The 26649-nt window shown below is 47.5% G+C and carries 18 protein-coding genes; 4 read left to right on the forward strand and 14 right to left on the reverse strand.

Features of this window, described 5'->3' with window-relative positions; genetic code table 11:
* A partial coding sequence (locus ACJ2PR_RS13130) for a glycosyltransferase family 4 protein (RefSeq protein WP_446877328.1) occupies nucleotides 1–1050 on the forward strand: 1050 nt, incomplete at its 5' end.
* Between the two features lie 14 nt (nucleotides 1051–1064).
* On the opposite strand, the gene ACJ2PR_RS13135 is transcribed toward ACJ2PR_RS13130, so the two are convergent.
* The 5 genes from ACJ2PR_RS13135 to ACJ2PR_RS13155 all read right to left on the reverse strand — a co-directional run bounded on the left by ACJ2PR_RS13135 (nucleotide 1065) and on the right by ACJ2PR_RS13155 (nucleotide 5149).
* Complete coding sequence (locus ACJ2PR_RS13135) at nucleotides 1065–3029, reverse strand: ScyD/ScyE family protein (RefSeq protein WP_446877329.1); 1965 nt, start codon at nucleotides 3027–3029, stop codon at nucleotides 1065–1067.
* A gap of 103 nt (nucleotides 3030–3132) precedes the next feature.
* Nucleotides 3133–3336 carry a hypothetical protein gene (locus ACJ2PR_RS13140; RefSeq protein WP_446877330.1) on the reverse strand — a complete coding sequence of 68 codons (204 nt, stop codon included), beginning with the start codon at nucleotides 3334–3336 and terminating at the stop codon, nucleotides 3133–3135.
* A gap of 40 nt (nucleotides 3337–3376) precedes the next feature.
* Nucleotides 3377–4069: a DJ-1/PfpI family protein gene (locus ACJ2PR_RS13145; protein ID WP_446877331.1), complete on the reverse strand. Its 693-nt coding sequence runs from the start codon at nucleotides 4067–4069 to the stop codon at nucleotides 3377–3379.
* Between the two features lie 150 nt (nucleotides 4070–4219).
* The gene (locus ACJ2PR_RS13150) at nucleotides 4220–4543 is read right to left on the reverse strand and encodes a hypothetical protein (protein WP_446877332.1); all 324 of its coding nucleotides are present in this window, start codon (nucleotides 4541–4543) and stop codon (nucleotides 4220–4222) included.
* Nucleotides 4544–4594: 51 nt separating this feature from the next.
* Complete coding sequence (locus ACJ2PR_RS13155; RefSeq protein ID WP_446877333.1) at nucleotides 4595–5149, reverse strand: hypothetical protein; 555 nt, start codon at nucleotides 5147–5149, stop codon at nucleotides 4595–4597.
* 603 nt (nucleotides 5150–5752) lie between these two features.
* Here ACJ2PR_RS13155 and ACJ2PR_RS13160 point away from each other — a divergent pair.
* Nucleotides 5753–8704, forward strand: coding sequence for a two-partner secretion domain-containing protein (locus tag ACJ2PR_RS13160; protein ID WP_446877334.1), 2952 nt, complete (start codon nucleotides 5753–5755; stop codon nucleotides 8702–8704).
* A gap of 68 nt (nucleotides 8705–8772) precedes the next feature.
* Nucleotides 8773–9408, forward strand: a complete 636-nt coding sequence (locus ACJ2PR_RS13165; protein ID WP_446877335.1) for a Uma2 family endonuclease — start codon at nucleotides 8773–8775, stop codon at nucleotides 9406–9408.
* Between the two features lie 21 nt (nucleotides 9409–9429).
* On the opposite strand, the gene ACJ2PR_RS13170 is transcribed toward ACJ2PR_RS13165, so the two are convergent.
* Both ACJ2PR_RS13170 and ACJ2PR_RS13175 read right to left on the reverse strand, forming a co-directional pair.
* Nucleotides 9430–10200, reverse strand: a complete 771-nt coding sequence (locus ACJ2PR_RS13170) for a DUF928 domain-containing protein (protein ID WP_446877336.1) — start codon at nucleotides 10198–10200, stop codon at nucleotides 9430–9432.
* Nucleotides 10201–10390: 190 nt separating this feature from the next.
* Nucleotides 10391–13132 (reverse strand): CHASE2 domain-containing protein, encoded by a 2742-nt coding sequence (locus ACJ2PR_RS13175; protein ID WP_446877337.1) that lies wholly within the window; start codon nucleotides 13130–13132, stop codon nucleotides 10391–10393.
* A gap of 216 nt (nucleotides 13133–13348) precedes the next feature.
* Here ACJ2PR_RS13175 and ACJ2PR_RS13180 point away from each other — a divergent pair, with 216 nt between their 5' ends.
* Nucleotides 13349–14755, forward strand: a complete 1407-nt coding sequence (locus tag ACJ2PR_RS13180; protein ID WP_446877338.1) for an AAA-like domain-containing protein — start codon at nucleotides 13349–13351, stop codon at nucleotides 14753–14755.
* A gap of 593 nt (nucleotides 14756–15348) precedes the next feature.
* Here the strand turns inward: ACJ2PR_RS13180 and ACJ2PR_RS13185 are convergent.
* From ACJ2PR_RS13185 to ACJ2PR_RS13215, 7 genes are all read right to left on the reverse strand, one after another.
* Entirely contained in the window at nucleotides 15349–16779 is a 1431-nt protein-coding gene (locus ACJ2PR_RS13185; protein WP_446877339.1) for a transglutaminase domain-containing protein, read from the reverse strand.
* A gap of 447 nt (nucleotides 16780–17226) precedes the next feature.
* A complete protein-coding gene (locus tag ACJ2PR_RS13190; RefSeq protein ID WP_446877340.1) occupies nucleotides 17227–18777 on the reverse strand; it encodes an MFS transporter in 1551 nt (516 codons plus the stop codon).
* Between the two features lie 71 nt (nucleotides 18778–18848).
* Nucleotides 18849–19340, reverse strand: a complete 492-nt coding sequence (locus tag ACJ2PR_RS13195; RefSeq protein ID WP_446877341.1) for a hypothetical protein — start codon at nucleotides 19338–19340, stop codon at nucleotides 18849–18851.
* A 241-nt stretch (nucleotides 19341–19581) separates the two neighbouring features.
* Complete coding sequence (locus tag ACJ2PR_RS13200; RefSeq protein WP_446877342.1) at nucleotides 19582–20991, reverse strand: glycoside hydrolase 100 family protein; 1410 nt, start codon at nucleotides 20989–20991, stop codon at nucleotides 19582–19584.
* Between the two features lie 362 nt (nucleotides 20992–21353).
* On the reverse strand, nucleotides 21354–22469 hold the full coding sequence (locus tag ACJ2PR_RS13205; protein WP_446877343.1) for a sigma-70 family RNA polymerase sigma factor: 1116 nt from the start codon (nucleotides 22467–22469) through the stop codon (nucleotides 21354–21356).
* A 33-nt stretch (nucleotides 22470–22502) separates the two neighbouring features.
* The gene (locus ACJ2PR_RS13210; protein WP_446866584.1) at nucleotides 22503–23396 is read right to left on the reverse strand and encodes a ferredoxin-NADP reductase; all 894 of its coding nucleotides are present in this window, start codon (nucleotides 23394–23396) and stop codon (nucleotides 22503–22505) included.
* A gap of 338 nt (nucleotides 23397–23734) precedes the next feature.
* Nucleotides 23735–25675, reverse strand: coding sequence for an ATP-binding protein (locus tag ACJ2PR_RS13215; RefSeq protein ID WP_446877344.1), 1941 nt, complete (start codon nucleotides 25673–25675; stop codon nucleotides 23735–23737).
* Nucleotides 25676–26649 lie beyond the last annotated feature (974 nt).

Consider the following 26649-nt stretch of genomic DNA (forward strand, 5'->3'; position numbering starts at 1 on the left):
TTTCATATAGAAGACTGGTCTCCTCTATCCGTAAATAGAGGAATTGCAGGCAGTGAAGAAGCTGTAATCTACTTAAGCCAAGAATTAGCTAAGTTGGGATACGAGGTGACTGTTTTTAATCGATGTAATGATATGGAAGGGGAATATGCGAGTGTCGTTTATCAGTCTGTTGATAAATTCAATCCTCAAGATAACTTTAATGTTTTAATCTTCCATCGCGCTTGGACACAGCCGATGCAAATGAACGTTAAAGCTAGAAAAATTGCTGTATGGATGCATGATAATCCTCAATTATTTCCCCCAGTAGAAGAGGCTCAACGTGAAGCTTTTTTAGCAAGCTTTGATAAACTTTTTGTGTTGTCAAATGCTCATGCATCCATGTTCCCTGAGTGGATTCCTAGAGAAAAAATGTTTTTAACCAAAAATGGAATTAACATTCAGGACTTTAACATTAATTCGATTGACAGAAACCCGAGAAGACTCATTTATATCAGTGACTATATGCGGGGTATAGAACATTTATTAAGACGATGGAGCGATGTTCTTCAAGAAGTGCCTGATGCCGAACTGCACCTTTTCTATGGATGGCAATTAATTGACGCTTTAGCGAAGTCTCCAATGGCTGAGAAGATTCCGAAGTTAAAAACACAGAAACAAGAACTCTTGCCTCTAATGCAACAGAAAAATGTTTATGAACATGGCAGAGTTGGACATCAGCAGCTAATCGAGGAATTGTTAAAATCTGGAATCTATGTTTACCCTTGCCACACACCAGAAGTTTTTTGCATCAGCGCTATCAAAGCCCAAGCTTGTGGTTGTGTCCCTATTGTGACCGATCTTGCTGCTCTAGATGAAACAGTACAATCTGGAATCAAAATTAAAGGATGTGCTGGCGATGAGGAAACCGATCGTAAGTTCATTGAAGCTGTCATAGACCTGCTAAAAAATCCTGAAAAACAAGAAGCTTTAAGGCAGAATGCATTCGCGCTTAAAGCTTCATTGGGCTGGGATCAAATTGCTCAACAATGGCATCAGCAATTTATCCGTTAGTTCCCCACATCAATTCAAGATTTTGGGAGTCTGGAGGTGACATTCACGGTTGGATCGAGGTCGCCTCCTGTTTTGTAGACATAGTTAAACGCACCTTGATCGCCGAGGAGTTGCGATCGCAAAAACAATCCGCTCCACCGTCCGATCGCTCCGCTTGCTGTCGCTTGATCGAGCGTGGGACGACTGGGATCGCGATCGCTATCTTGATTGGTAATGCCGTAGTGATTCGCGCCTTCAACAGTAATCAATGCTTTCGACGGGTCTTGAATTTTGACATAAGTAGAAGCAGTTTCACCTAAATCAGACACACCATCCAGTGTTCCTGCAATCAGTCCGACTGGAATTCCTTGATTATCAATGGGCGGAAACACACCGCTATTTTCCGCAGTCTGAAAATTGGTGCCATAAAAGATACCCGCTTTGAGTTCAGGTGGTCGAGTATAGTTACCGGAAGAGACCAGTGGACTATTAATATTTTGAATGGCCGCAAGTCCCGCAAATCCTCCAAATGAGTGTCCTAACAGTCCGAGTTTGCTGGTGTCTACAATTTCAAAAATCGGTGAGTGAGCATCTGTATCTTCTAGTTTCATCTGAGCCAAGACATCATTCACTTGCTGTTGATCTGCTAACAGCCCTGTCACCGTTTGTCCATTGGGTGCGGTAATGCTTCGCTCATTGTTCGGAACCACTACCACAAATCCATAGCTTGCGACTTCTTGGGCATAGTTAGAGTAGTCTGCTTTATCGATCAAAGCACCTTGGAGCATGAGCGCGATCGGTAGTTGATCCGCAGTCGCGTTCGGTAGGATTGGATAGTAGACATCTGCTTGATCACCATCGGCTGCAATGGTTGTGGTGTAGCGTTTTACCTGGTCATAGATGGGACAAGGGTTAAACGGTTCCGCTTGACTCAACCGTAGCACCTCGCCCTGTCCCGCGACAAAGCCTTTGTTTGAGATGTAAATGTCACCGTCAGAGCCAATTTCTAAGCCCGTTGGATTCAAAAGCGCGTCGGTGGCTGTGGTGCGCGTTTTGCCATCCGGAGAGAGATAAACTAAAGCACCTGAATCACTGCCTGTCAAAAGACCATCTGCATCGTACTCCAACACATACAAGCCACCTGCTTGATCAAAAGCCAGATCAACAATGTTGGTGAATCCACTTGCGTAGATTTCTGGCTGTCCTGCTGCATTGAGTCGGTAAACTTGTGCGGCTCCTGCTTGCAACGGGTATCCGGTGAGTTCACCCACATAAAAAGCGCCATCGGAACCAACCTTAATCGCAGTCGGAACAGATTGCTGCACCACGGTTTGACCTGTGAATGGATCGATCGCGCTTCGGCTTGGAAAGACCGTTTCTAGTTCTAATTGATTGCTAAAGGCCCGTTGACTCAGTAGGTTATTTCCGCCTGCGTCAATCACATAGACCGTATTATCCTGAACCAGCAAATCATAGGGGTTTGTGTTGATGTCTTGCCCGTCGGGATTGTTGTTGAGTTCATACGCGCCAAAATCGATTAACCGAGTCCAGGACGAACCGCCATCGAAATTGTCGATCGCAATCAACTGAGCAAAATCAGGCACTTGCACGATACTGTCTCGATTGGCAGGATTGCTGGCAAAACCAAGGAGCGCATAGGCATTTCCAGCCGCATCAAAGGCAACATCGTTTACCCCTGTTGCATCTCCACCATCGGGTAATGCCAGCGATGGCAATCCGGTTACGACCCGTTCAACAACCCCATCTTGAATGCGAATAATCGCGCCTGTTGCGCCATAGGATAGCACCGCGCCCGGTATACTAGGGGATGGAATGCTTGCACCCGTCCCTCCCCGACCTGCTTCGGCAATGTAAAGCGCCCCATCTGAGCCAAAGCTTAACTTCCGTGGGCCATCCAGACCGCTTGCTATGACCTCAATTCTCAGATTCTGAAGAGTTTCTACCGTTTCAAAATCCGAAGATGCAACTGTTTCAGTCATGACTTTTTCCCTCAGTATATGGTATCTACTTGCTAAATTAACGAGGCTTCCCTGTTTGCAGGGGGTACTCAAAGCTAATCTCCAGTCTAACAATAGATGTAAATCACATAAAGTCTCTAAAACCTGCTGATTTGTTACGAGGACGTTCAAGCAGCCAGACAATGAAAGGCGTATCTGCTTGAGTGTCGATCGTTAACTGTTGCACTGTATCCTGCAAAGTACAGCAATTCGAGTTGATATACAATGGTTCCATGTGACCAGTCGGTACTTGCTTCGGTTGAGAAGTCAGGTTGAATCGAGTATCCATCGATAGCCTCCCAAACAATTTGCTGCAAAAGCGGAGATTCTTACACGGTAGAAGTGATGCGCCGAACAATCTGTAATCGCGCCGTCGATAGCGTCTGCTGCTCATCCCGAACTTTAGCAAAGATCTCCGAAGGCAGTGATTCTGGAAAGCTGTCGGTGAACAAAGTTGGATTATAGCCGAGTCGCAACTGAGTTTCTTGTGCGATCGCATCTCCCAATAGTTCTTGTGCGATCGCGCTTCCCAAGGCAAGTCCATCTGTCAGACTGCTTGCGGTAATGCGATTACAATCCACCACGATTCGGTCTGCAACAGGCTCCGCACCAAACATTGCTAGCAGCGCCAGGGAAGACCAGTCAGTAGTAGCACGATGCCCCCGCAGTAAGGTAGCTGCCGCGAGTAGCAGCGCTCCGCTACAAATTGAAGTGACGTAACGAGCGCGTTCGCCCTGTCGCTGCAAAAATTGGAGAAATTCTGCATCTTCTAGTTTGGCAGTCACACCCAAACCGCCCGGAACAAACAATACATCTAACTCAGGCACTTTTTCAAAGGATGTATTTGGAATTAGCGGAAACCCGGTGTCAGAGTAGATTGGCTCAAGCGTTGGGGCAACTCGGTAAATCTGAGTATTTGGCATATGCGAAAAGATTCCGTAGGGAGCCATAAACTCTAACTCGCTAAGATTTGGAAACAGCATCATGCCAATTTTGATGGAAGGAGTTTTCTTCTGAAACATTGTTTACCTCTTCGGTGAGCTTTAGCTAACTCAGCCTGTGTCAAAGCTAGCTCAAGTAATTTCTGCTCTAGTTGAGCAAGATAAGTCTGAGGAGAGCGGCGGAATTGCTGCTGTTGCACTTGCTTTTGCTCTTGATGGAGTAATCTTTCGTTAGGTCACGATCGTGAACTTTCCAGTTCGCAAATCATACTGACCGCCCACAATTTTGAGCTTGCATATCTGAATCAAGTCAGCCAAAATCGTTGAACTCTCCGCGAGCTTCTGTGCCTGATATTGAATGTTTGCAATCACCGCATCTTCTGTAGGCAAACGGATATTGAGCGATCGCTGCTTCTTGGAGGCGCGATTACGATCGCTGCGGTTTTTGGCACGCTTCGTCAACGAATCGCTGATTGCCTTCGAGCAAACGCTGTAATTGTCCAAAAATGTTTCCCGGACTGACATAGCGACAGACAAAGTAAGCGTTGCCCTCATGTTCATCAATGCTGGCAGATCCGGCTTGACTCGTATCTTTCCACCAAATCGCTAGTTCTTACACAGGTGCAGCCATGCTCCCTTTCTCGCAGAATCAAGCTCTCCCCTTGCATAAATCTTCCTTGCAGCCTCATAGCTGTCACTTGCAACACAGTAGGCATAGATTCCATAAGATGAATATCGAACGTTCTTGCCGCTATTTTGTGTGAATGTACCCGACGGAAAATCAAATTCATACCAAGGATCGTCAGTGATAAATTTGTAGCTGAGTTTTGTTGGATCGGGTTCAACACCTTCAAGACCGATGACATGCCCGGACTCAGAAGTAAACCAGCCATGAGTGATCAACTGATACCCTTGACTCAGCGCCTCTCGCATATCGAGAATGCTAGCGTTGTCGTTGAAATGATACTCACGAATCTTGGATTGAAGATATTGTCCCATTGTGCTGGGCGAACCTGGGTTGCCGATCGCTTCGAGTGCTACCCGAACTCCCATAACGTCCTCTGTCCCGATAATTCTAGCAACACAGGCAGATTGACAGGTGTAGCCGTTGGGTTGAGCAACATAGTCCAAAACTCTGGTTGTGGGTGTTTGAGTTGTCATACTTTCTCCTGGGTGATTTGTAATGTTCAATTTGTCAGTGTGAAGCGCTATCAAAATCAAACAAAGTGCAGATTTTTCACTCGCACGCTAATCGATCAGTTTTTCTCGGCTAGTTCGCAGAAGTAAACTTCGTTTGTATAGCCGCGAATTTATTCGCCCGACATTCATACAAGGGGTTTACTTTACAATCGAGAGTTAAGACTTAAACGTTCTACTTTCGAGCATAGAGTTTTTAAGGACGACTAAGTTTGTGCGCTGAGTTTAGGTTATGTCATGATAGGATTTCTTCTGTTAGGTTTATGGTTTCAGTAGCGTTGAACGAAAGCTATTGTGATTTGCTTTCACGCTTTTGCCTGCTTATCATCTTGGCGTTTCCGTCGCAATTTTGAAATCTATAAACCTCATACAAAACCTCATATTCAAACTCATTAAAAATAATTTAGAGTTGTAAATATTGTCCGCGTTGCCAATCCCGATCGAATCTGCTTAAATCACCACAGGTAGAACATGAGTTCGCGATTAGCACAGAGCGCAACTGCGAAGCAACCGCGCTATCCAGCCAGCGTAAAGAGTCCCGTTAAAGCACATCATTGAGGATGCACTATGGTTCGGTTTTGGATGCTGGTCTTAGGGCTAATGACCATAGTTGGATGGAGCGGTTCCTGCGGAGTTGCGCTTTGCGCTAATCGCTCTGTGGCTCAAGTTGTGCCCGATCAGACCTTGCCTGTGGGAGAGCGATCTGTGGTAACAGATATCTCTTCGAGATCGCAAGTCTCCGGCGATCTTGATACTCAAATCGATGGCGGCGCAATCCGAGGAAACAACTTATTTCATAGCTTTCAACAGTTCTCAATTCCCACAGGTGGCAGCGCTTCTTTTAACAATGCTCCGACTATCACAAACATCATTACTCGCGTTACTGGAAATAATCTTTCTAATATTGACGGATTAATTCGTGCAAATGGAACTGCCAATCTATTTTTAATCAATCCAAACGGAATTCTATTGGGTACAAATGCTCGATTAGAACTGGGCGGATCATTTCTAGCGAGTACAGCAGAGAGTTTCACGTTTGCGAATGGATTTGAGTTTAGTGCAACGTCTCCTCAAGCTCCGCCATTGCTGGCGATCGGTGTGCCAAGTGGGTTGCAGTATGGCAGTCGTGCGGGGGAAGTACGATTAGCGCGAAGCGCAACTCCGCAGGAACCGCAAGGCGCAATTTTACAAGTTCCGAATGGTCAAACCTTAAACCTGACAGGTGGCAATGTTGCGATCGACGGTGGGCAATTATTAGCACCTGGAGGACGGGTCACGTTAGGCGGCATTTCAGCAGCAGGAACCGTGGGATTGAATTCCGATGGTAGTTCGAGTTTTCCCGATTCCATTGCACGAGCCGATGTATTGCTGACGAATGCTGCTTTGGTCGATGTGACTGCGGGTGGAGGGGGTGAGATTGCGATCGCCGCTCGAAATCTAGAATTAACCGCAGGCAGTCGTCTTCAAGCCGGAATCGGAGAAGGTTTAGGATCTGCACAAGCACAAGCTGGCAAGATCACCATTCAAGCAGCGGAAAACGTCACGCTTCAAGGATCAGTCATTGAGAATTCGGTTGCTGACAGCGGGATCGCGAATGGTGGTGACATCGTGATTGATGCACGATCGCTTTTTCTGACTAACTCAACAGTATCAGCTCGTACCTTGGGTGAAGGAGCAGGTGGAAATTTGATGGTGAAAGCCACGGACTCGATACAACTCATCGGAACGACGGCAGATAACCAGTTTTCCAGCGGCTTGTTTGCTCAGGCTAACAGTGGCAGTCGTGGCAATGCAGGGGATTTAAGCATTGAAACGAGAAATCTAATCGTCCGCGATGGGGCACAAGTATCATCTGGAACCTTTGGTGAAGGAGCAGGCGGGAATTTAACCGTGAAAGCCACGGACTCGGTGCAAGCTATTGGAATCAGAGCAGATGGTCGGTCTCCTAGCGGCTTGTTTACTCAAGCTAACAGTCGTGGCAATGCAGGGAATTTAAGCATTGAAACGGGAAATCTAATCGTCCGCGATGGGGCACAAGTAGGATCGGGTACTCGCGGTACTGGAGCGGGCGGAAATTTAACCGTGAAAGCCACGGACTCGATACAACTCATCGGAACGACGGCAGATAATCGGTTTTCCAGCGGCTTGTTTGCTCAAGCTAATAGAGGCAGCCGTGGCAATGCAGGAAGTTTAAGCATTGAAACGAGAAATCTAATCGTTCGCGATGGGGCACAAGTAGGATCTGCTACCTTCAGTGAAGGAGCGGGCGGAAACTTGACCGTGAAAGCTACGGACTCGGTGCAAGCCATTGGAGAGTCGGCAGATGGTCAGCTTCCCAGCGGCTTGTTTACTCGAACTAACAGTCGTGGCAATTCAGGGAATTTAAACATTGAAACGAGAAATCTAATCGTCCGCGATGGGGCAGAAGTAGCATCTGGTACTCGCAGTAGTGGAGCGGGCGGGAATTTAACCGTGAAAGCCACGGACTCGATACAAATCAGTAGAACCTCAAAAGATGGTCGGTCTCTCAGTCTCTTAACCGCAAGAACAGAGGCTAGCGGCAATGCTGGAGATATCACGCTGAAAACAAGGCAACTCATGATTGAGGACGGGGGAGAGGTCTCTAGTCAACAAACGACCGCAACGGCAACCGGAAGCGTTGGCAATATTCGTATTGAAGCAGAATCGCTTTCTGTGGGAAACAATGCAAGTATCACTGTCGAAGATCGAAGAACTATCGTCGCTCCTCAAAGAACCGCATCCGTTGGCAATATCAACATTCAGAGTAACTCTGTGAAAGTCGATCGCGGACTCATCTCTGCCGCAACTGCCAGTACCGATGGCGGAAACATTGATCTCGGTGTGCAAGATATATTGCTGTTACGGAACGGGGGTCTGATCTCGACCAATGCTGGAACGGCTCAAGCAGGCGGCAATGGCGGCAACATCACGTTTAACGGTAACTTCATTGTGGCAGTGCCGCGAGAAAACAGTAATATCTCAGCCAATGCCTTCTCTGGTCGCGGCGGCAACATTCGCATCACCACACAAGGACTGTTCGGGATTGAGCCTCGTTTCAGAGAAACATCTTTGAGTGACATTACGGCGAGTTCTCAATTTGGCATCAGTGGCACGATCGCGCTCAATACCCCAGATGTTGATCCGAGTCGAGGCTTAGTGACCTTGCCGACCGAACTGCGAGACACAAGCGGATTGATTGCCAGCGGTTGTCCAGCAGATGAAGGCAATTCGTTTTCGATTACTGGGAACGGCGGATTACCCGAAGATCCGCGACAACCCTTGATGGGCAACGAAGTTTGGTTAGACGATCGCGCCACGGGACAATCTCAATCCTCAATTCCTCAATCGGTGCCAACGATCGTAGAAGCACAAGGATGGATTCGCGATCGAGATGGAAGAATTACTCTAGTTGTCGATCGTCCGGGTGCAATCTCTCAAACTTCTCTGCCACTGACTTGTTTGTTGCCATTTGTAGGGAATGAGCGATCCGACCAATAACCCTGATTACGCAGACGTAGATTGTGCCATGCTAGAGATACGATACTTCGTGTGCAAAGAGGCAGCTTATGTATGCAGTCATTTCACGAGACAAAATTCGGCTTCCACCCGGAACCGTTGTACGGATGCCCGGTTCTTGGCAAGACTACTGTGCCCTCAGAGACAGCCGAGGCGATGGCTCCATTCCTCGAATTAAATACCGTGACGGAGAAATCTTACTGATGAGTCCCATGCCCCGACATGGACGGGAAGCGCATCTGCTTGCCAGGATTGTAGAGAGCCTTCTAGATCGGGACGATCGCAATTATGAAGCCTTCACTCCGATCACAATGGAAGTGCCTGAAGAAGGAGGCATTGAGCCAGACTATTGCTTCTACATCAACAATTGGCAAGCAGCCGTGGGTAAAGACCGCCTCGACTGGCAAACCGATCCATCCCCCAATTTAGTGATTGAAATTGATGTGACAACCTACACCGAGGCAGTTGACTATCTGCCTTACCGAGTGCCAGAGGTGTGGCTGTTCAAAAAGAATCGGCTGCTAATCCATTGGTTGGAAAATGGCGAATATACCCTACAAGAAACGAGCCAGTTTTTTCCCAATGTGGACATCAAGACGATCGTGGCTCATTGCTTGCAAGTAGCAGCAGAACGCGGCACAGGAGTTGCCCTACGAGAATTGAGAACTAGCCTGTTGCCTGAGTGATGCAGCAGTTCTTTACTGGGACTACCGCAGCGGCTCTGTGGCGATCGCTTCCAATCCGACGGTCGGTTGTGTCAGAAAACTTGCCCAGGTTTTGTCTAAATCTGCATTGTTTGGTTGCGATCGTTTAGCTTCTGCTAGAGTCGTCAGGGCATCATACCAAATTCCTTGTTTGCCATATTGTGCGGCTTGTTGCAAGGTAGTCTGTAAGCTGAGTTGTTTAGTAGGTTGTTCTCGACGAACCCAGGCAGATACAACCGGATCATTGGGGCTAGGTCGATCGCCACACACAAGCACGATCGCCCACTGATAAGTTTTTCCAACTTCTAGAGTCGGCGCATCCTCAGCCGCTTGGATACCAATCACGCCGGGTTGTCCGGTAATTGAGACAAAGCGTTGAGAATGATGCTGATTGCCCTGTTTGATGCTGAGAACAATTTGACGAGCAGACGTTTGTGGCACATACACCCAAAACGTGGGGCGCGCTAACCAGGTTAAGCCATAGTGATCGCCGGGAACAAGGGCAGTGAGGGAGGACTTCTCAGTTGTTTGTGTGGAGAGTGGACTATCTTGGGAACATCGTCGATCGTCCCGTGAGCCTGCTCCTCTAGTAGTGCCCGGTGTTCCTTCTTGTGGCGGTGGCTTAAAGAAAATCGGGGCATTTAAACCGTTGGAGCGTTCCAGCTGACTTGAGGATTGAGCAATGTTCTGAATTGCAGGTCGCGCTGATGCAGATTCAATGCCTGTTAGTAAGAGCAATGTAACGATGAGTGTTAACAATGCTTGAAAATTCATTGTCCTTCTCCTAATAAGTAAGTTATTTCTCAAGATGGTGGATTTTTTATCGAATCGCTTCTCATCTCATGTCAAAGTTTGGGATAGTTTAATTGAATGATTACTACAGCCTCTCACACCAACAATCCTAGAATAAAATTGACGAAGCTAAAATCCGTAAATCTCATACAAAATCTCATATTTAGAACAACTAATGCTCTTTTAATTGCTGGTCGATCGCTGCCTGATTTTCCTTCGTTTCCGATTGCTTCAAATACTCGATCGCAATGCGTCCAGCCGTTGGATAGTCTTGTCTGGCTCTCAAAAGTAATGTCAGAGTATGCCGAAATCGCAGGTGATCCAGTTGTTTACTTGTGACAAGCCATAGCGCGATCGCACTTCCCCACAATCCCAATAACGCAGGCGCAACAGGCAGCCACCATCCTAATAGAAACCCCCCATAGCATCCTCCTACAAGTCCACTACTGGCTAACACTATTCCCACAACCAACCGAATTGGAGATTTGAACCGCCAGCTAATCAAGGCTCCAACTCCTGTCCAGACTAAAATCCATATGCCTTCCAGGGGTTCAGACCAGGGGCGAATCAGCGGTCGTCCCTCTAGAGCAGCACTCAAAAGCTGGCTGACAATGTTGGCGTGTAACACAACTCCGGGCATTGGCTGAGATGCACCAAACCAGCGATCGCTAAAAGGCGTTTGGAAGACATCTTTGACACTTTCTGCGCTAGTTCCAATCAAAACAACCCGGTCACGAAGTGGAGCGTCTCCGCTCTCACGCAAACTTTCTGACGGGGCTTGACGCTTCAAAACTTGTTGCAAAGAGAACGTGGCAAAATTTGCTTGTGTCCCGCGATAGTTTAGAAGAATTTGATACCCCCCGGTTTCTGCACTGACATAGCCGCCAGCATTGCGTTCTAGTCGCTCGAAAATTACTTTACCCAGACGTAAGCGTCGATCCTCTGAATCTAATGGCTCAGGGGTAATCTTGTCAGATTTTAGATAGTGTAGTGCGAGTTGGGTAGATAAACTGTACTGAATGTTATTTTCGGACGAGACCGACAACAAGGCTCGACGCACTGTTCCATCACTGTCCTCAACTTGATCAGAAAAACCAACCTGCTGCAATTGGCGCAACATAGGAGGCGCTGCGACTCGACTCCCGACAACTTTCTCAATCCCAAATAGATTTGGTGTAGATCGAAAGACTTGCACCAGATCTGAATGTCCTGGCTCGACAGGCAAATCTCGATAGTTATCTAAGCCGATCGCTCGTGGTTTCTGTGCTTTGATCGCATTAATGGCTTGAGCTAAGACACGATCGGGAATCGGATAGCCAAACTGCTTGAGATCAGACTCCTCGATCGTAACAATGGCAATTCGTTCATCGCGCCGTTCTACAGGTCGCCACCGCAAAAACTGATCAAACAAATCCAACTCCCAGCCTTGCAACAATCCCAGAACTCGGAGCAATAGAACGGGCGCTGTAACTGCGATCGCGACTTTAGGAATCCAATGAAAGGGAATTCGCTGCTGAGGAACCTCCTGACTGGCTTTCTGTCTGGCTTCTGCCAAAATGTGATTTGCCTGTTCAATAGCTTCTAATGCGAGTTGGGCTTCCCATTTGGCAAGCTCCTGACTTGCGCCCAAAAACTGATAGTCCTGATCCGCGAGACTTTTTCCCAATGCCCAGGCGAGTGCATCTTGCAACGCTTGACCCCGTAATAGGCAGGCACTATCTTGTTTGCCACTGGCAACCCAGGCAGCACAAAGCGGCGCATAAGGGCGAAGATAGGCAAGTTGTTGGCTCACCCAATCTGGATGAAAAACGGCTCGATAGATGGGATTTTTGACGACAAGCTGCCCTCGCTGATTGGACACTAGCCCAGATAACAAAAGCTCAATTTGCTCATCGCTGCCATCAAAAGGGACTGTTGAATCTAGCACTTGCTGATACAGTCCGAGTAGTCGGGTTGATCGCTCCGGATTGCTCAACACACGATCGCGAATCGTTCTCAAGTGTTCTGGCTCATCCTGAAATTCCCAAGATTGAAGAATGCACTGCTGCACAACTCTAGCAATGTGCTGGCGATCGTCTATTTCTGAATCGTCTATTTCTGAAGTCGATCTCTTCGAGTTACCCGCAAGAGGTCGCGATTCCCCAACTAACCGACATAATTTTTGCGTTAGAAAAGGCTGTCCACCCGCCCATGTCAAAATTTCTTGAAGTGCTAGTTGAGGATCATTGACCGCATCTGTTAGGCCCCGCGCCAATGGTTGAGCTTCGGATAACTGAAAACCATCAAGCGCGATCGCCTGACCAATATTAAATGGCGTTCGCTGAGAATCAGTCATCAAATCTGAAGGTCTTGCCACCCCCAAAAAAGCGAATGTGAGCCGTTGATACTCCGGCTGAAGACTGCGACGGTTGTAGCAAGCACGAATCAGGGCAAAGAAATCTTGTATAGAAAACTCTAAACTACAAACACTATCGACCTCATCGAGAAAAATCACTAAATTTGGACGCGAATGATTTGCAGACGTAACATCAACTAAGAGTACAGTTTCAATCCATTGTCCCAGTCGTTGCACCGAAGAAAGATCCTGCCGCTCCTGCCACCAGGTTCTCAAATTGACCGACTGCACGAGATCAAACGCTTGCCAAAGCTCAACCGCCAACCCCTTGTACCACTGCTCTAGGGTTACGTTCTGGCTCCCAATGCGAGAGAGGTCGATCGCAGCACAGGCAACCCCCTGATTCTGAAGTTGATGAAAAGCCCGCACCATCAAGCTAGATTTGCCCATTTGTCGAGCATTGAAGATGTAGCAAAACTGACCTGTACTTAAGGCGTGATAGAGGTCAATATCTGCCTGTCGTTGCACATAGTTAGGATCATCGCAACGGAGGCTGCCCCCAACTTGATAGTGATTCATGTTACACAGCTATCTCCCTTCTTCACGCCTTTAGGAACCCTTTTCTCATTTAATCGCTTATGCTTGATAATTAAACCCGGCAACCTCATAAAAAATCTCATGAAAAAACTCATAAATCACTTTTTAGTGTGATTGACTTACGGAGTGTAGACGAAATAAGTTGTGGTCACTGCTGGTTCAAGACCGACACATTCATCCACTGAGGGGCGATTCTCCATGAAGCTAGATATAAAACTAGATATGAAGCTAGATAATCTTTTTGAGACTCTCAACCACAAACTAGTTTCTTGCAACAATCGACCATTAAATTCGACAGAAACGCTGCTTTTACAGGGAATCTGGCAATGTCAGACCTATAGCCAGATTGCTGACGAAATCGGCTACAGTCCTGGGTATTTGACGAATGTTGTTGCACCAGAAATGCTACATCGACTTTCTCAACTGACAGGTCAGCGTCTCACCAAGAAAAACTGTCGCATCATTCTAGAATCGTTTGTCGCTCAGTCTGTGCCTCAGTCTACCTCAGAAACTGATTCGCTAACTAGTTCGCCTAACTCATACACGCTTCCGATCGCCGCCACTGCTGCCCTATCGTTGCCCTCCTTTCCTAGCGGCCCGATCGCGGTCAACTCCCCCTTCTACATTGCCCGTCCGCAGATCGAAACCCAAGTCTTTGAAGAACTCCAAAAACCCGGAGCATTGGTACGAGTGAAAGCCCCTAGAGACATGGGAAAAACTTCTTTGCTCTTACAGGTGTTGCATCAGCTTGATCAGGTGGAATGTCACACGGTTTACCTTTCTTTGGGGCAGATCGATCAGGCCATCTGCAATGATCTGAATCGGTTCCTGCGCTGGCTCTGCGTCAGTGTATCCAGACAATTACAGCTAGAACCCAAACTTGATGAGTATTGGGATGATGACGTTGGCAGCAAAGTAAGCTGCACGCTCTACTTTCGCAATTATCTACTGAAAAAACTCAATGCGCCGCTAGTCTTAGCCTTAGATGAAGTAAACCGTATTTTTGAACATCCAACCGTTGCCCAGGATGTCTTACCTTTGTTGCGCTCCTGGTATGAAGAAGCCAAACGGCTCCCCATCTGGCAGAATTTCCGTCTGATCATGGCTCATTCGACCGAGGTGTATGTACCGCTTCAACTAAATCAGTCTCCCTTCAACGTCGGGCTTGCTGTCCAATTACCGAGCTTCAGTTTGGAGCAAGTCCAACAACTCGCGCAACGCTATCATCTCAACTGGGACAATAGCAACGCAGCCCATCAACTCATGAACCTGGTTGGCGGACATCCGGCCCTGATCCACGTTGCACTCTACTACCTGAGCCGAGGAGAGTTTATGCTCGATCGATTGCTCGAAGTTGCGCCGACTTCAACAGGCATCTATCAACATCATTTACAGCGCCACTGGGTCACACTTCAGGAACAGCCCGCCCTAGCTCATGCTTTCAAGAAACTTTTAAGTACGACTGAGCCGATTCACACTGAGTCAACTCTCGCTCACAAGTTGACCAGCATGGGGTTAATTCAACAATCGGGCAACGCAGCGATCGTCAGTTGTCAGTTATACCAGCAATATTTCCGGGAGATGCTTGATCACAGTGCCACGTAAATGGACACCAATCAGCAGATTATATCAAACTGCTCAACCAGTCGGGAAGGCTGGAATCGAACCATTTCTAGTGCAACTGAGCTATCCAACTTCACTTTCTCCACGCTTGGCATTACCTTTTCCAGAATGGGCGACGATTTATCCGCATTGGCTGCAAGGGATCAATTTTCGGCATTGCTGAATTGCAATATGAAATGCTAGATTTGCCCTCACCCTCACCCTCGCCCTTTGGGAGAGGGAACAAGAACTCTGGCTCTCTTCTCCCCAGGGAGAAGGGTCTACCGTGTATACACAAGTCTATACTCACTTCGTTCTAGTCGGCTTCAGCCCCCTAAATCCCCCATTCTGGGGGACTTTAAGCAAAAAAGACTTCCAGAATTTAGAACCCTGATCAGCATTCAAAATCCCCCAAATTTGGGGGATTTAGGGGGCGAAGGATTACGGCAAGTCCAGATCAATCGACTTATGTATACACGGTAGGGGGAGAAGGGTTGGCGAGGGCTGTGCCCCACTTCGTGAGGAGGGCAATTCATATTTGCATTCAGCAATGCCCAATTTTCTACTGTCGTGCATCACTCAATTCAGCCGTTGATCTAGCCTTTATTAAACTCAATTTGCCCGACATACTCGTATTGACCATACTGTTGCTTTCCACTAAACAGTGCGACTTCATAGGCTCCAGCACTGGGCAAAGGACAAGAAAGCTGTGAACCTTGACTGGTTTGCTCGACACAGCGTTGAGATTGGTTGCTGCCTTTGGCACTGTAGGTTGCCATCAGCCATCGTCGCTGCGGATTCTCAAGCTCGATCGCCGGATCACCTGACACATCTGTTTGCGATCGCGTCGGCGAAATCAGTTTCAGCCCTTGAGCAAAAAACTGTGGTTGCAGCATGGGCTGGCGCAAAAACTCACCCCGCGACAGCGGCTTTGCAAGTAGTTGCCACGCGACTTCTTGGGGAAAATGGCTAATTGACATGACGGTGGGCGGTGGAAACAGAAAGTCTGCGCGGTATCCCTTCTTGAACCCGGAAGCATCTACAGAACCACTATCCCAGGTCGCATCGATTAAGTACCAGGTGCCCTTCACCTTTGCGGCATTCCAGGCATGGGACTGACCATTGAGATCGCTCGTCTCAGTCCGAGCATCACCGACGACGTAGACGATTTCTTCCCCGATCGCGTTTCCCAGCGCTTCTAAAAGTTTGGCATAGCCCGCACAAACCGCTGTCCGTCGGGTAAACACCGTTTCAGCGTCTTGAGGTGGGTAACGCCCTGCAAAGTAGGAAGGCGCGTCATACGCAATGCGGTCAGCTACATAGTCGTGCAAAGCCTTGACCCGCAGAAATGGATCGCGCTCCTGTTGAGCAATATACTGAGCAACCGACGCAATGCTGGTTTCTACACTGGCCGGGAGAGTGGCGATCGCCGGATGAATCTGGGTGTTAGCCCAGGGCCACGGACTTGAACTTGGCTGCTCAAGCTGAGACGGTGCGGTAGGGAGTGGGCTGGGTTGAGGAGAGAGTTGGGGGTCAGAAGCAGGGCGAACTTCGCGACTGTCTGCATACTGTTGATAAGGATTTTGATGAACTGCAAGGTACAACCACTCCAACCGATTAGCCGCCTGAAAGAGCGATCGCCGCACCCATTCAACTTGAGTACCTTGTTTGCCGTCAAGCATCCAGTCGCCACGAGTGGACAGCGCTAGAAAGGCTGTTTGCGGGCGTAGGGCAAGTAGACAGCCCAAAAAGACGAGGTTGAGCAATAGGGTTCGCAAAATAATGCGATCGCCGCAGGTGATAATCTGCGGACGGCGTTGACGGCGTTTTCTGCCCCATAAGTCCCAGGCGATCGGGAGCAGGGGAAATAACAGAATGCCTGACAAGACGGCTAGCTCGATCGGCCCGTTTGTATAAGCAACAAGCGACGATGCCAGCCAAACGCCCAGAACTGGAGTCAAAAAAACCAGAACCGTCAGCAATCCTTTGATCATCAAGAATGGCAGGTCAAGCAAGATCAGGCGCATAGGTTGGATGAGTACGGGGAGTGTATCCCCATTAAAGTTCCCTTTCTGGCTACTACAGCCTACCAGCGGCAGGTTGCAGAAAAAATCGTTTTAGGGGATGTTTGAAAAGTCTAAATCTGGGTTGCCCCACCCGTCGAATATGGGCTTCGTTTCGAGATTGAAGCAGGATTTCTTGATGACAAATCGAATGGCTTTCAACTTGAGTGCTTACAGATTCGCTAGGCTCAAATGCTCTCTCGCCTCTGTCTTGTCTTAGCGATCGCGACGCTCTATCTCAGTGCAGTGGGAACTGAAGGGATCGAATCTGGATATCTTCATTTTGTTGACCCGCATTGGTTGCGCGGCAGTCGCTATCTCAAGATCCATTGGCGCTGGATTCATCAATCCTTGGTACAGGGTTGGAATCTACCAACTCGCTTAGAGTGTAGTTTGGTAGATGCTCAACTGCTAACGATCGACCAACAATGCCGCCATTGTCGCGCTCACCCAAGACAAGCCTGCACAAATCAACATAACTACCCGAAAAGTATCCACAAAAGCTAACTTAACGGCTATTTCGATAGCATTGAGTGTTTGTGGCGCAAGGTCTGGCAAGACGATCGCTTGTCCAAATTGGCTGGCTCCTGCTTGGAGTGCGATTTGCACCTCGGTGGATAGATTGAGACTTGCCGTGTGAGTGGTCAATGCTTCTGCAAAGGTACTGAGTGCTATCGAACCGACAATCGCGATCGCTAACACTCCTGCCGTCCGTGCTACGGCATTGTTAATTCCTGATGCAGTTCCGGCATAGTGTGTGGGCACCGATCCCATTACAGCCGTGGTCAAAGGGGCAACCGTCACCGCCATTCCTAGCCCAAAAACAAGGATGCCAGGGAAAAAAGTAGTCCAGTAGTCAGCAGATCCGTGAGTGAGTCCGACGATCGCCAGCAGTAGAAACCCCAGCCCAGTCAAAAAAGGGCCAATCATCAGGGGTAGTCGTGATCCATAGCGATCGGTTAACCTTCCAGCCCAGGGCGATAGTCCGGCTAACATGAGTGCAAAGGGCAGATCGGCAAGTCCCGCGATCGCCTGTCGATAGCCTTGTGCTTCTACTAGATTGAGGCAGAGGAAAAAAGGGCCGACACTAAAGGCTGCATACAGAAATAAGGTGAGAAGATTCGTACCGCTAAAGGTGCGCGACTGAAACAGGGAAAGGGGCAACATTGGGTGAGCGCTACGAGCTTCGACGATGCCGCAAAGAACTAGCGTAAAGGTGCCGACTAGTAGTGATCCACAGCTATGCAGATTGCTAAATCCCAATTTGGGCAGAGAGATAAAGCCATAGGTGAGTCCTGTCAGTCCTACCATCATCAGAATTGCGCCTGGGTAGTCAATTTGAGAAAAAGCGGTTTCATCCCGACTTTCTGGAACTTTCAGGTGAAGGATGAGCAGTGTAATCAATCCGATCGGTAGGTTAATCAAAAACACGCCGCGCCAGAGTCCAATATCTGAGAGACCGCCGCCCAAGACTGGCCCCGCGATCGTGACGATCGTCGTTGCTGCCGACCAGGTGCCGATCGCGTGTCCTCGCTTTTCTGAACTAAACGTAGCCGTGATAATCGCCAGGCTACCAGGAATCATCATTGCGCCGCCGATGCCCTGTATAGTTCGTGCCCCGATAAGTAGCTCGGTCGTTGGCGTTAGCCCACAAACTAGAGATGCCAGAATGAATAGGCTAATTCCTGCCATGAATACTTTTTTGCGTCCCAGCTTATCACCGAGTGACCCACTAACTAGAATGAGTGCAGCCAACATTAGCAGATAGACATTCACAATCCACAGTAGTTGTATTCCACTTGCCTGAAGATCTTTTTGTAAAGAGGGTAAAGCAACATTCAAGGCAGAGGCATCAATAAAAGCCATGCTGGAGGCAAGAATGGTGGAAAACAAGACCCAGCGTTCTCCTCCGGGCGAAAGATCATGTGCGATCGTCTCCTGCTGAACTTTAGTTGCTATCACAATGAGCGAGTTCTCCTAATAAAGCAATCATGACCAAAATTTTGTCTTTGCCGCAACATTGAGAGAAGACTTTAGTAAGGAATTTTAGTCGCCTGAACATCGATCGTGATGGGAGATGACGAGTAGGTTCGCGATTGAGCTGGCCCTTTTTTCTGAAACAAAGGTAATATCCTTGAATGTTGTTCAATCAAATACTGATCGAGTACTTCATCGATAATTTGTAGCTTCTCAACATTTGTATTGATGCGCTTGAGTGTTTCTGCACAAGTAGAATTTGGATGCCCCAGCATTGAGTGGCTTGCTTTAAATTCGGCGAGTCTCAAATGGATGATGCTCAAAAACTTTCCAAAGTTTGCTTGAACCATAGACTCGGTGGAGTAATTTGGAATCTTACTAGCCTCAAAGCTCTCATACTCAAGAGACTTAATCAGGAGTGCAGCGCTGTAAGCCCGATCGAGCGCTCTTTCAGGTGTACTCAAAAACCATTGTTTCGCAGCTTGCCAAGATGCCTGGCAGGTTTTATGGAGATGCCCTTTGCTCTTGACGAAAGTAGAAGTTTTCATGCAAAAGAATTTATGCTAATGGATTTTATGCTGATAGATAATGCGCAGACCCTTGCACCCTGATTGACTGACAAATCTTTTCAGGTAGGTTGGGTTGAACTTGGTGAAACCCAACGTTAGCAACGGTAAAAAGGCTGCTGTTGGGTTTCGCGTTGCTCAACGCCCTACGAAGCATCGGGGTTTCAGGAGTTTTGTCAGTCAACCAGCCATTGCACCATTATTAACGGCATCTTATTGCGACTTAAAAAACAAAGTCTAGTCCTGTATTGCAGATCAAGGGTACGGGTTCTTGCTCAAAACTGATTAGCGATAGGTGGTCAACATTGTCTAATAGCTTTTGTGCTGCCAGGAATCCAGCGATCGTCCAAGTTTGAAACTTTCTGGCTTCTTTACCGACTAATCGCCCTTGTCTTCCATCGTAGTATTCGGGCCACTGATCTCGCGCTAGTCGATTTTGAGCGATTGCCAGCGCTTTACAAGCGATTTCTGGTCTCCCGCATTTCTGAGCGGCAGCAGTGAGTAGCCACAGCATCACGGGCCAACTCCCTCCATTGTGGTAAGACCAGGGAGTATTTTTTGGATCACACCCTGTGATCAACCGCCAATCTTGCCCTTCAACTGCTGGGAAGCAGAGCTTCATCGGCATCTGTCCAACTAAATCATGCCAGCGATACTCAATCATATCCAGGATGGCATGGGATTGTTGTGGGCTTGCTAGAGACATCACGATCGCAAGCAAGTTGCCTTGAGTAAAAAAGCGAAAGTCCATTTGGGCAGGGCCTAAGTTTCCAACAAAGTAGCCGCCTTTTTCTGGCAACCACTCTACTAACCAATCTGGAATTGTGCCAGGATAAATGTTCAGCCAATTAACAACTGACTCGCCAAACTCTTCGACTCGGTAATGGTAGATTTTTTCTAATCCATCTAAATCTAGCCAGTAGTAAGTACGAATGTGATGTGCGAGATGACTGAGCCGATCGCGAATAGCTTGTAAGTAGAGTGTCCCCTTCTCATCAGGTAGCAGTAGCTCACTAGCGGCTTGCAGCGCTCCATATAGCAAACTCTGAATCTCAAGTGGGTAGCCATAGACTCCCATTCGTCTGTCAATCATGAATGAGCCATCAGGAACTAGAAGCGTGGGAAACATGTCGAATCGAGGAGTTAAACACAGGTCAAGGATCAGTCGGAGACCTTCTTGAAATTCAGGTTTGTGAGCCAGGGTTAGATCACCTGTGGCTTTCCCATAAGCGCGCAATAAGATGGGCCACCAAAAGCAAGAATCGATCGGCGCAACACGAGCGATCGCCTGTTCACCAAAATCGGCACTAATAAATTCGCTGATTCCTTTAGAAGCTACCTTAAAACTAGCAGGCATGATGCCTTGACCTGGTTTGAAGCAATTTAACTGCTTTTCATGACTTTGAAGCTCTAGAGTCAGCGTGAGAAAATTGCGAACAATTTCAACTTCGCCCTGCATCAAAAAGACTAAAGCAGAAACGACAAAATCACGAGTAAAACACTGGTCATAATTGAGTGTACTCATTCCTGGATCACAGGCGGCGACTGTTCCAACAGGGGCCTTCTGATAGTAAACAATTGAAGCTTGCAGAGCTTCGCGTGCTTCGTCTATTGCTGTTTGAATCGGTTTCATTGTGTATCACTGGATGTTAACAAGTGGCTGGATGGATAATTGTGCAACTTGTTGGTCACTGTTTAACGTCAGTTCGATGAGAGGGACTCGCTTCGTTTGAATCGGCTTCAGCCCCCTAAATCCCCCAAATTGGGGGACTTTGACCAAGAAAAAATTCTAGAGTTCAAAGAAATTATGCTGATTCAAAGTCCCTCAGAATGGGGGATTTAGGGGGCGAAGCGCTCAATAACGAAGCGAAAAAACTCCATCGAATTCACGTCTGTTTAAGAGAGTTTCTACTAGCGGGAGTGAGAGGAAGGAAGCACTTTGATCAATGTAATCTGCAACAATCCTCCCTCGCTTTTAGACAGAATATGACGCTTTTAGAGTCCTCTCAGTAAGCTCTGAAGACGCTTTGCAGTTTGAGGGCGGTGAAGTTTTTGGATCGCTTTGGTTTGAAGCTGAAGCACACGGTCTTCTGACAGGTTATATAGACTGCTCACTTTATCTAGTGGGGACGGTTCACTTTGAAAAAGACCATAGAGAGAAAAGACAATATCCCGTTCGCGGCTAGATAGCACTTCATCCAGGATATTTCGCACCTCTTGATGGATAAGAGTCTCGGCAGTTTGTTCTTCAAGTAGCTGAGAGGTATCTTCTAGCAGGTCTACTAGCTCAGTTTTTTCTTCTTCACCAACGGTATGGTTGAGAGAAATAGCACGGCGGCGCACCCGTTGTAGCGCAACTAACTGACGTGGAGAAACTTCTAAAATTTTGGCTAGTTCGCCCTCTGTAGGGCTACGCCCTGATGTTTTGTGAAAGTCGCAGATGACTTGTTTAAGCTTGTTGAGCTTGGTCACTGTCTGGTAGGGCAATCGAACAGTGTGGCAATTGTGAGCGATCGCCTGATTGATGCACTGATGTACCCATCCATAGGCATAGGTTGAGAATTTATAGCCTCGCTCTGGATCAAACTTCTCAACAGCACGGTTTAGTCCCAACACGCCTTCTTGAATTAAATCTGGGAGAAGCTCTTTGTGATTGGGATACTTGTGAGCGATCGAGACCACCAATCGCAAGTTTGAGCAAATCATTTTGCGCTTGGCAATGCGCCCTTGTTTGCAGCGTTGCTCTAATTCAGATATTTCAATTGTCAGCCTTGCTGCAAGCTCAGAGGGTTTAGGAACTCGACCCAGTTCTTGAGTGAGACCATTGCGCTGTTCTTCAGCAGATATTAAAAACCTGACTTGTCGAGCGAGTTCAATCTCCTCAGTTGCTTTGAGCAGAGGGTAGCGAGACATGACCTGCAAAAAAGCAGGCACTGAGTCTGCTAGGGGACTGATGTAATGCTCAGAGGGTGATGGTGAGTCTTTGTCAGGAGCAAGGTTGTCTTGTGGGGGTGTCTGGCGATCGATACTTTTTGTACGTCTGAGACGTGTTGTTGCTTGCCGGGCAGATTTCATGGTTGCGATCGGGTCTAATGCCTTTAAACTCTTCATAATTCAGTACTTAAAGCAATCAGTTGCGGAGTGTTAGTAAGTTTCTACATGCCATCTTCCAGCTTTCTTCAATTGCTTCTGGTACTCAGCCCAATCGACTCCATCCTCAAGCGCAGCCTGACTTAAAGCCTCATTAATTCCCCCTTCCATGCCTTTCAGCCCACAAATATAGACATAGGTGCTTTCTCGCTGAAGAAGATGCCAAAGCGTTGTTGAATAGTTAGCAATGAGATCTTGGATGTACATCTTGCCACCTCTACTGTTCCTCTGCTCACGGCTAATTGCATACTGGATGGTGAGTCTTGTTCCATCTAAGTCTCGCAGATACTCCAGTTCGTTTCTGTACAGAATGTTGGCAGTTGTGGGAATCCCAAAGAACAGCATGGCATCACCATTGAACATATAGTCCGCATGATATTCATCAAACATTCGCCACAGGAAGGCTCGGAAAGGAGCAATCCCTGTTCCAGTTGCCATCATGATGATGGTTGCATTTGGGTCATTGGGCAGTAGGAAACTATTACCTACCGGGCCCACAATCTGTACTTCATCACCTGGCTGCATGTTGCAGAGGTGGCTGGAGCAAGTCCCGTAGATGATTTCGCCTGTTTCTGGATGGGGGTATTCTAGAAGTCTGACACAAAGCGAAACGGTCTGATCGTCCCCGTGATCTCCATGCCGAGTGGAGGCGATCGAGTAAAGGCGCAGTTTATGAGGTTTGCCTTTACTATTGGTTCCGGGTGGAATGATGCCAATGCTTTGCCCTTCTACATAGCGGAAGTTTTTATCAGGCAGTCTGAGAATGATATGGCGAACATCTCCAACTGCGCCCGGATGAACAAGTTTTTCGTTGAGCAAACATTGACCAATCAGGGGATGATCTGGACGATACAGATTAACGGGAATGCTGGCTGTAGTCTGTGTCATGATTTTTCTCACTTGCAGTGCTTGAAGAAAGTTTAGTAGACACCCGATGACTCTTATGACTGCTAACTCAGCGGCTATTTATCAATGTCGCAATTTCCACTCTATAGTTGACCCTAAGCCCAGGGTGCATTGTTGCAGAGTGCCTGGTAGATCGCCGCTTCCAGTAAAATTAAAATAGATACCGATTAGACTTACTGCTATAGCTTAAGTAGATAAGAGTGACAAACTTGGGACAATCTAATCTCAAGCTGAAAAGAAATAAAATTTTACTAGCTAGCCAACCTTTGTCCGTAGATATCACAGCCTGACAGCTTTAGAGTCCATCAAACTTTGTGTCTCTACGTTGACTGAGGCTGCTGTAGGGGAATTTGAATCGAAAACTCGGTGCCTTGTCCGATCGCCGATCGACAAGATAGCTTTCCGCCGTGTTTTTCTACGACAATCTGGTAGCTGATTGAGAGACCCAATCCGGTGCCTTGGCCTACAGGTTTGGTGGTGAAGAAGGGGTCAAACAGCTTGGAACGGACAGTTTCACTCATCCCTTTACCATCGTCAGCAATGCGGACTGTTGCCCAGTGATTGCTAGTAACCTCCGTGTAAATCCGAATTGTACTAGGGTTGGCTTTGATCTCCTCAAACGTGCGCTCCTGGTTAGATTCTTCTAAAGCATCGATCGCGTTACTCAGAATGTTCATAAACACCTGGTTGAGTGGCCCTGCATAGCAGTTTACTAACGGCAATTGTCCATACTCCTTAATCACTCGGATTTCTGGACGCTGTGAGTTAGCTTTCAAACGATTGTTTAGAATGACGAGTGTGCTATCGATGCCTTCATGAAGATTGACAGCCTTAATTTCGGCTTCATCCAGGCGAGAGAAATTCCGTAGAGACAGCACAATTTCACGGATACGATCGGTGCCCAGATACATTGATTGAACAACCTTCGTGAGATCTTCTACCAGAAAATCGACCTCGATCGCGGCAATCTCGGCTTGAAGTTTGGGTGATGGATTGGGGCAGTCTTGTTGATAAAGCTGTAACAGTCTGAGCAGGTCTTGAGCATACTCCTCAACATAGCTGAGGTTGCCATGAATAAAGTTAATCGGGTTATTAATTTCGTGGGCTACCCCTGCGACCATTTGCCCAATGCTGGACATTTTTTCACTCTGAATCAGACTCAGTTGAGTGCGTTCCAGTTCTTTTAACGTTTGCTCAAGTGAGCTATTTTTCTCGCTGAGTTCATGCGTTCTAGTTTCAACCTGTTGCTCTAGCGTGTGACTATAGACTTCTAATTGTTCATTCGCTTCGATTTGGGCTTGTAGCAGGTACTTTACTTTCCAGATCAGTTGGTTGAGTGCTGTCGTTAATTCGCCTACTTCATCCTGGCTGGTGACAGGTGCTTGTAGATCAAAATTTTCGGTCTGGATAACCTGCTGGGCAACATTAGCAGTCATTTGAATCGGATGAGCGATCGCTCGGCTGGTGGAGATAGCGCAGAAAATGGCGATCGCGATCGAGAATAGTAGGCTAATTGTAATGATCTGGGTTCGCAATTCCAGAGCAGCCTCTATAGATTCGTTTGCTTCCTCATGCTCCTCAAGCGCAACTTTCAGCAGATTATCCACCCGCTTTGAGAATTCATCAAACTCAAAGACTAGCGAATCGTTATTCGCCTCGATTAACTGAGTCTGAGCCGCCTTTCTCTCTTCTGGTGGCAAGTTCTGTGGATTTAGCTGCTGAAGCTGTTTTTCGACTTGCTGTAAGCGCAGATCCAAACCCTCGTAGGACTGACTCAACTGGTCAAGTGCCTCTTGCTCGATCGCGGATTCTTCAACTTCGGGATTGAGATATCCTTGAGACGATTTAAACTCTGCCCATACCTGACGGGAGGATGCTAGATGAGTCAAAAAATCGGCATACTCTATTTGCCACAGGATCGGCTTTTCCATCAACAGGACGAGTTGTTTTTGGTGAAGATGGGCTTCTAAGACATCACCCTCCATCCGATAGAGCAGACTGATCTCCTCCGTGGCATCTTCTTCCGCTTCATAGGCCTCCCGCTGATAGTAATCTGCAACTAAAAATCCGGCCGTGATTCCCACAACGGCGACTCCCAGTGCCAGACCATACCCACCACTAATCTTTTGTCCCACCTTCAAGCGACTAAACCATCGGCCCCACCCCTTTTTTACAGAAGACTGTATGTCAGGAAACTCCCCTACCGTTTGGTGAATTGGCTGAGGGGGTTGATTCGTTGGAGTTCCTTGAGATTGAGGCATGGAATCGTCTAAAGATGAAGAGTTAGAGCAGGCACGAGGTCACTATCTATCAGAATACCCCTGAGACCTCTAATAATCTCTCTTCAACTGTAATTAGGTAAAGGGTTGTCGATCGACCAATCTCTCTATTTTGCGCCTGGCTCTTTTTGTCCCAAGTTTATCACCCTCTAAAGTCTAAGCTTGCTGAAATACAGAGCGGTTGTTGATCCTGCCGATTTCCGATTTGAGGTTCTTGCTGTAAGAACTCACTTTTTGCGAGTTGAATAGGCAACAACTTTACTGTATTTGAACCTGGTCAAAACGATATTCTCAAAGCCTTGGGGTGCAGAACCGATAGACAACCTTCTCCCAGCTAGAAATAAGTGGGGCAGAGCCGTGTGGAGAGAGTAGATCGTTTGCCTGCTAATCATAAGGAGACTTTGATGATTTATAACCACAACCCTTCTCAAGTGTCCAAAACTGTTTACTTCAGAGTAAACGTCAACGGGAATATGCAGCTTCTTCCAATGGAAGTGAATACTCAAGGCTTGCTTAGATACATCGGAAAATATGAATGCGATCGCTCAATTGTTGATTCACAGATTTCTAAGCATCTTGAATAGCTGGGATGTTTGTGATGACTCGAAGCAATCTTCAGCAGTATGAAGTGGAGCCAAGGCTCGTGAAGGGGTTTTCCCTTAATTTTGATTCTCATAGACGCTTAGATATCGCTCTACCTCGGCGACCTTTAGCAAAATTGGTGAGCGATCGATCGTTCCAATGATTTACCTTTTTGAAATTGGAGAAATCACTATGTTGACTGACCTGACAATCAATTCTTGGACAGCAATCATCTTGGGACTCAGTGTGATCTTGTGCCCGACTCTGTGCTGGATTCAAGCTGCCAGAGTTCGCAATCTTTACCGTTAGTTTTATCGGCGTTGCTGAATTGCGGTATGAAATGCTAGATTTGCCCTCACCCTCTCCCAAAGCGC

This window comes from Phormidesmis sp. 146-33 (assembly GCF_052939515.1).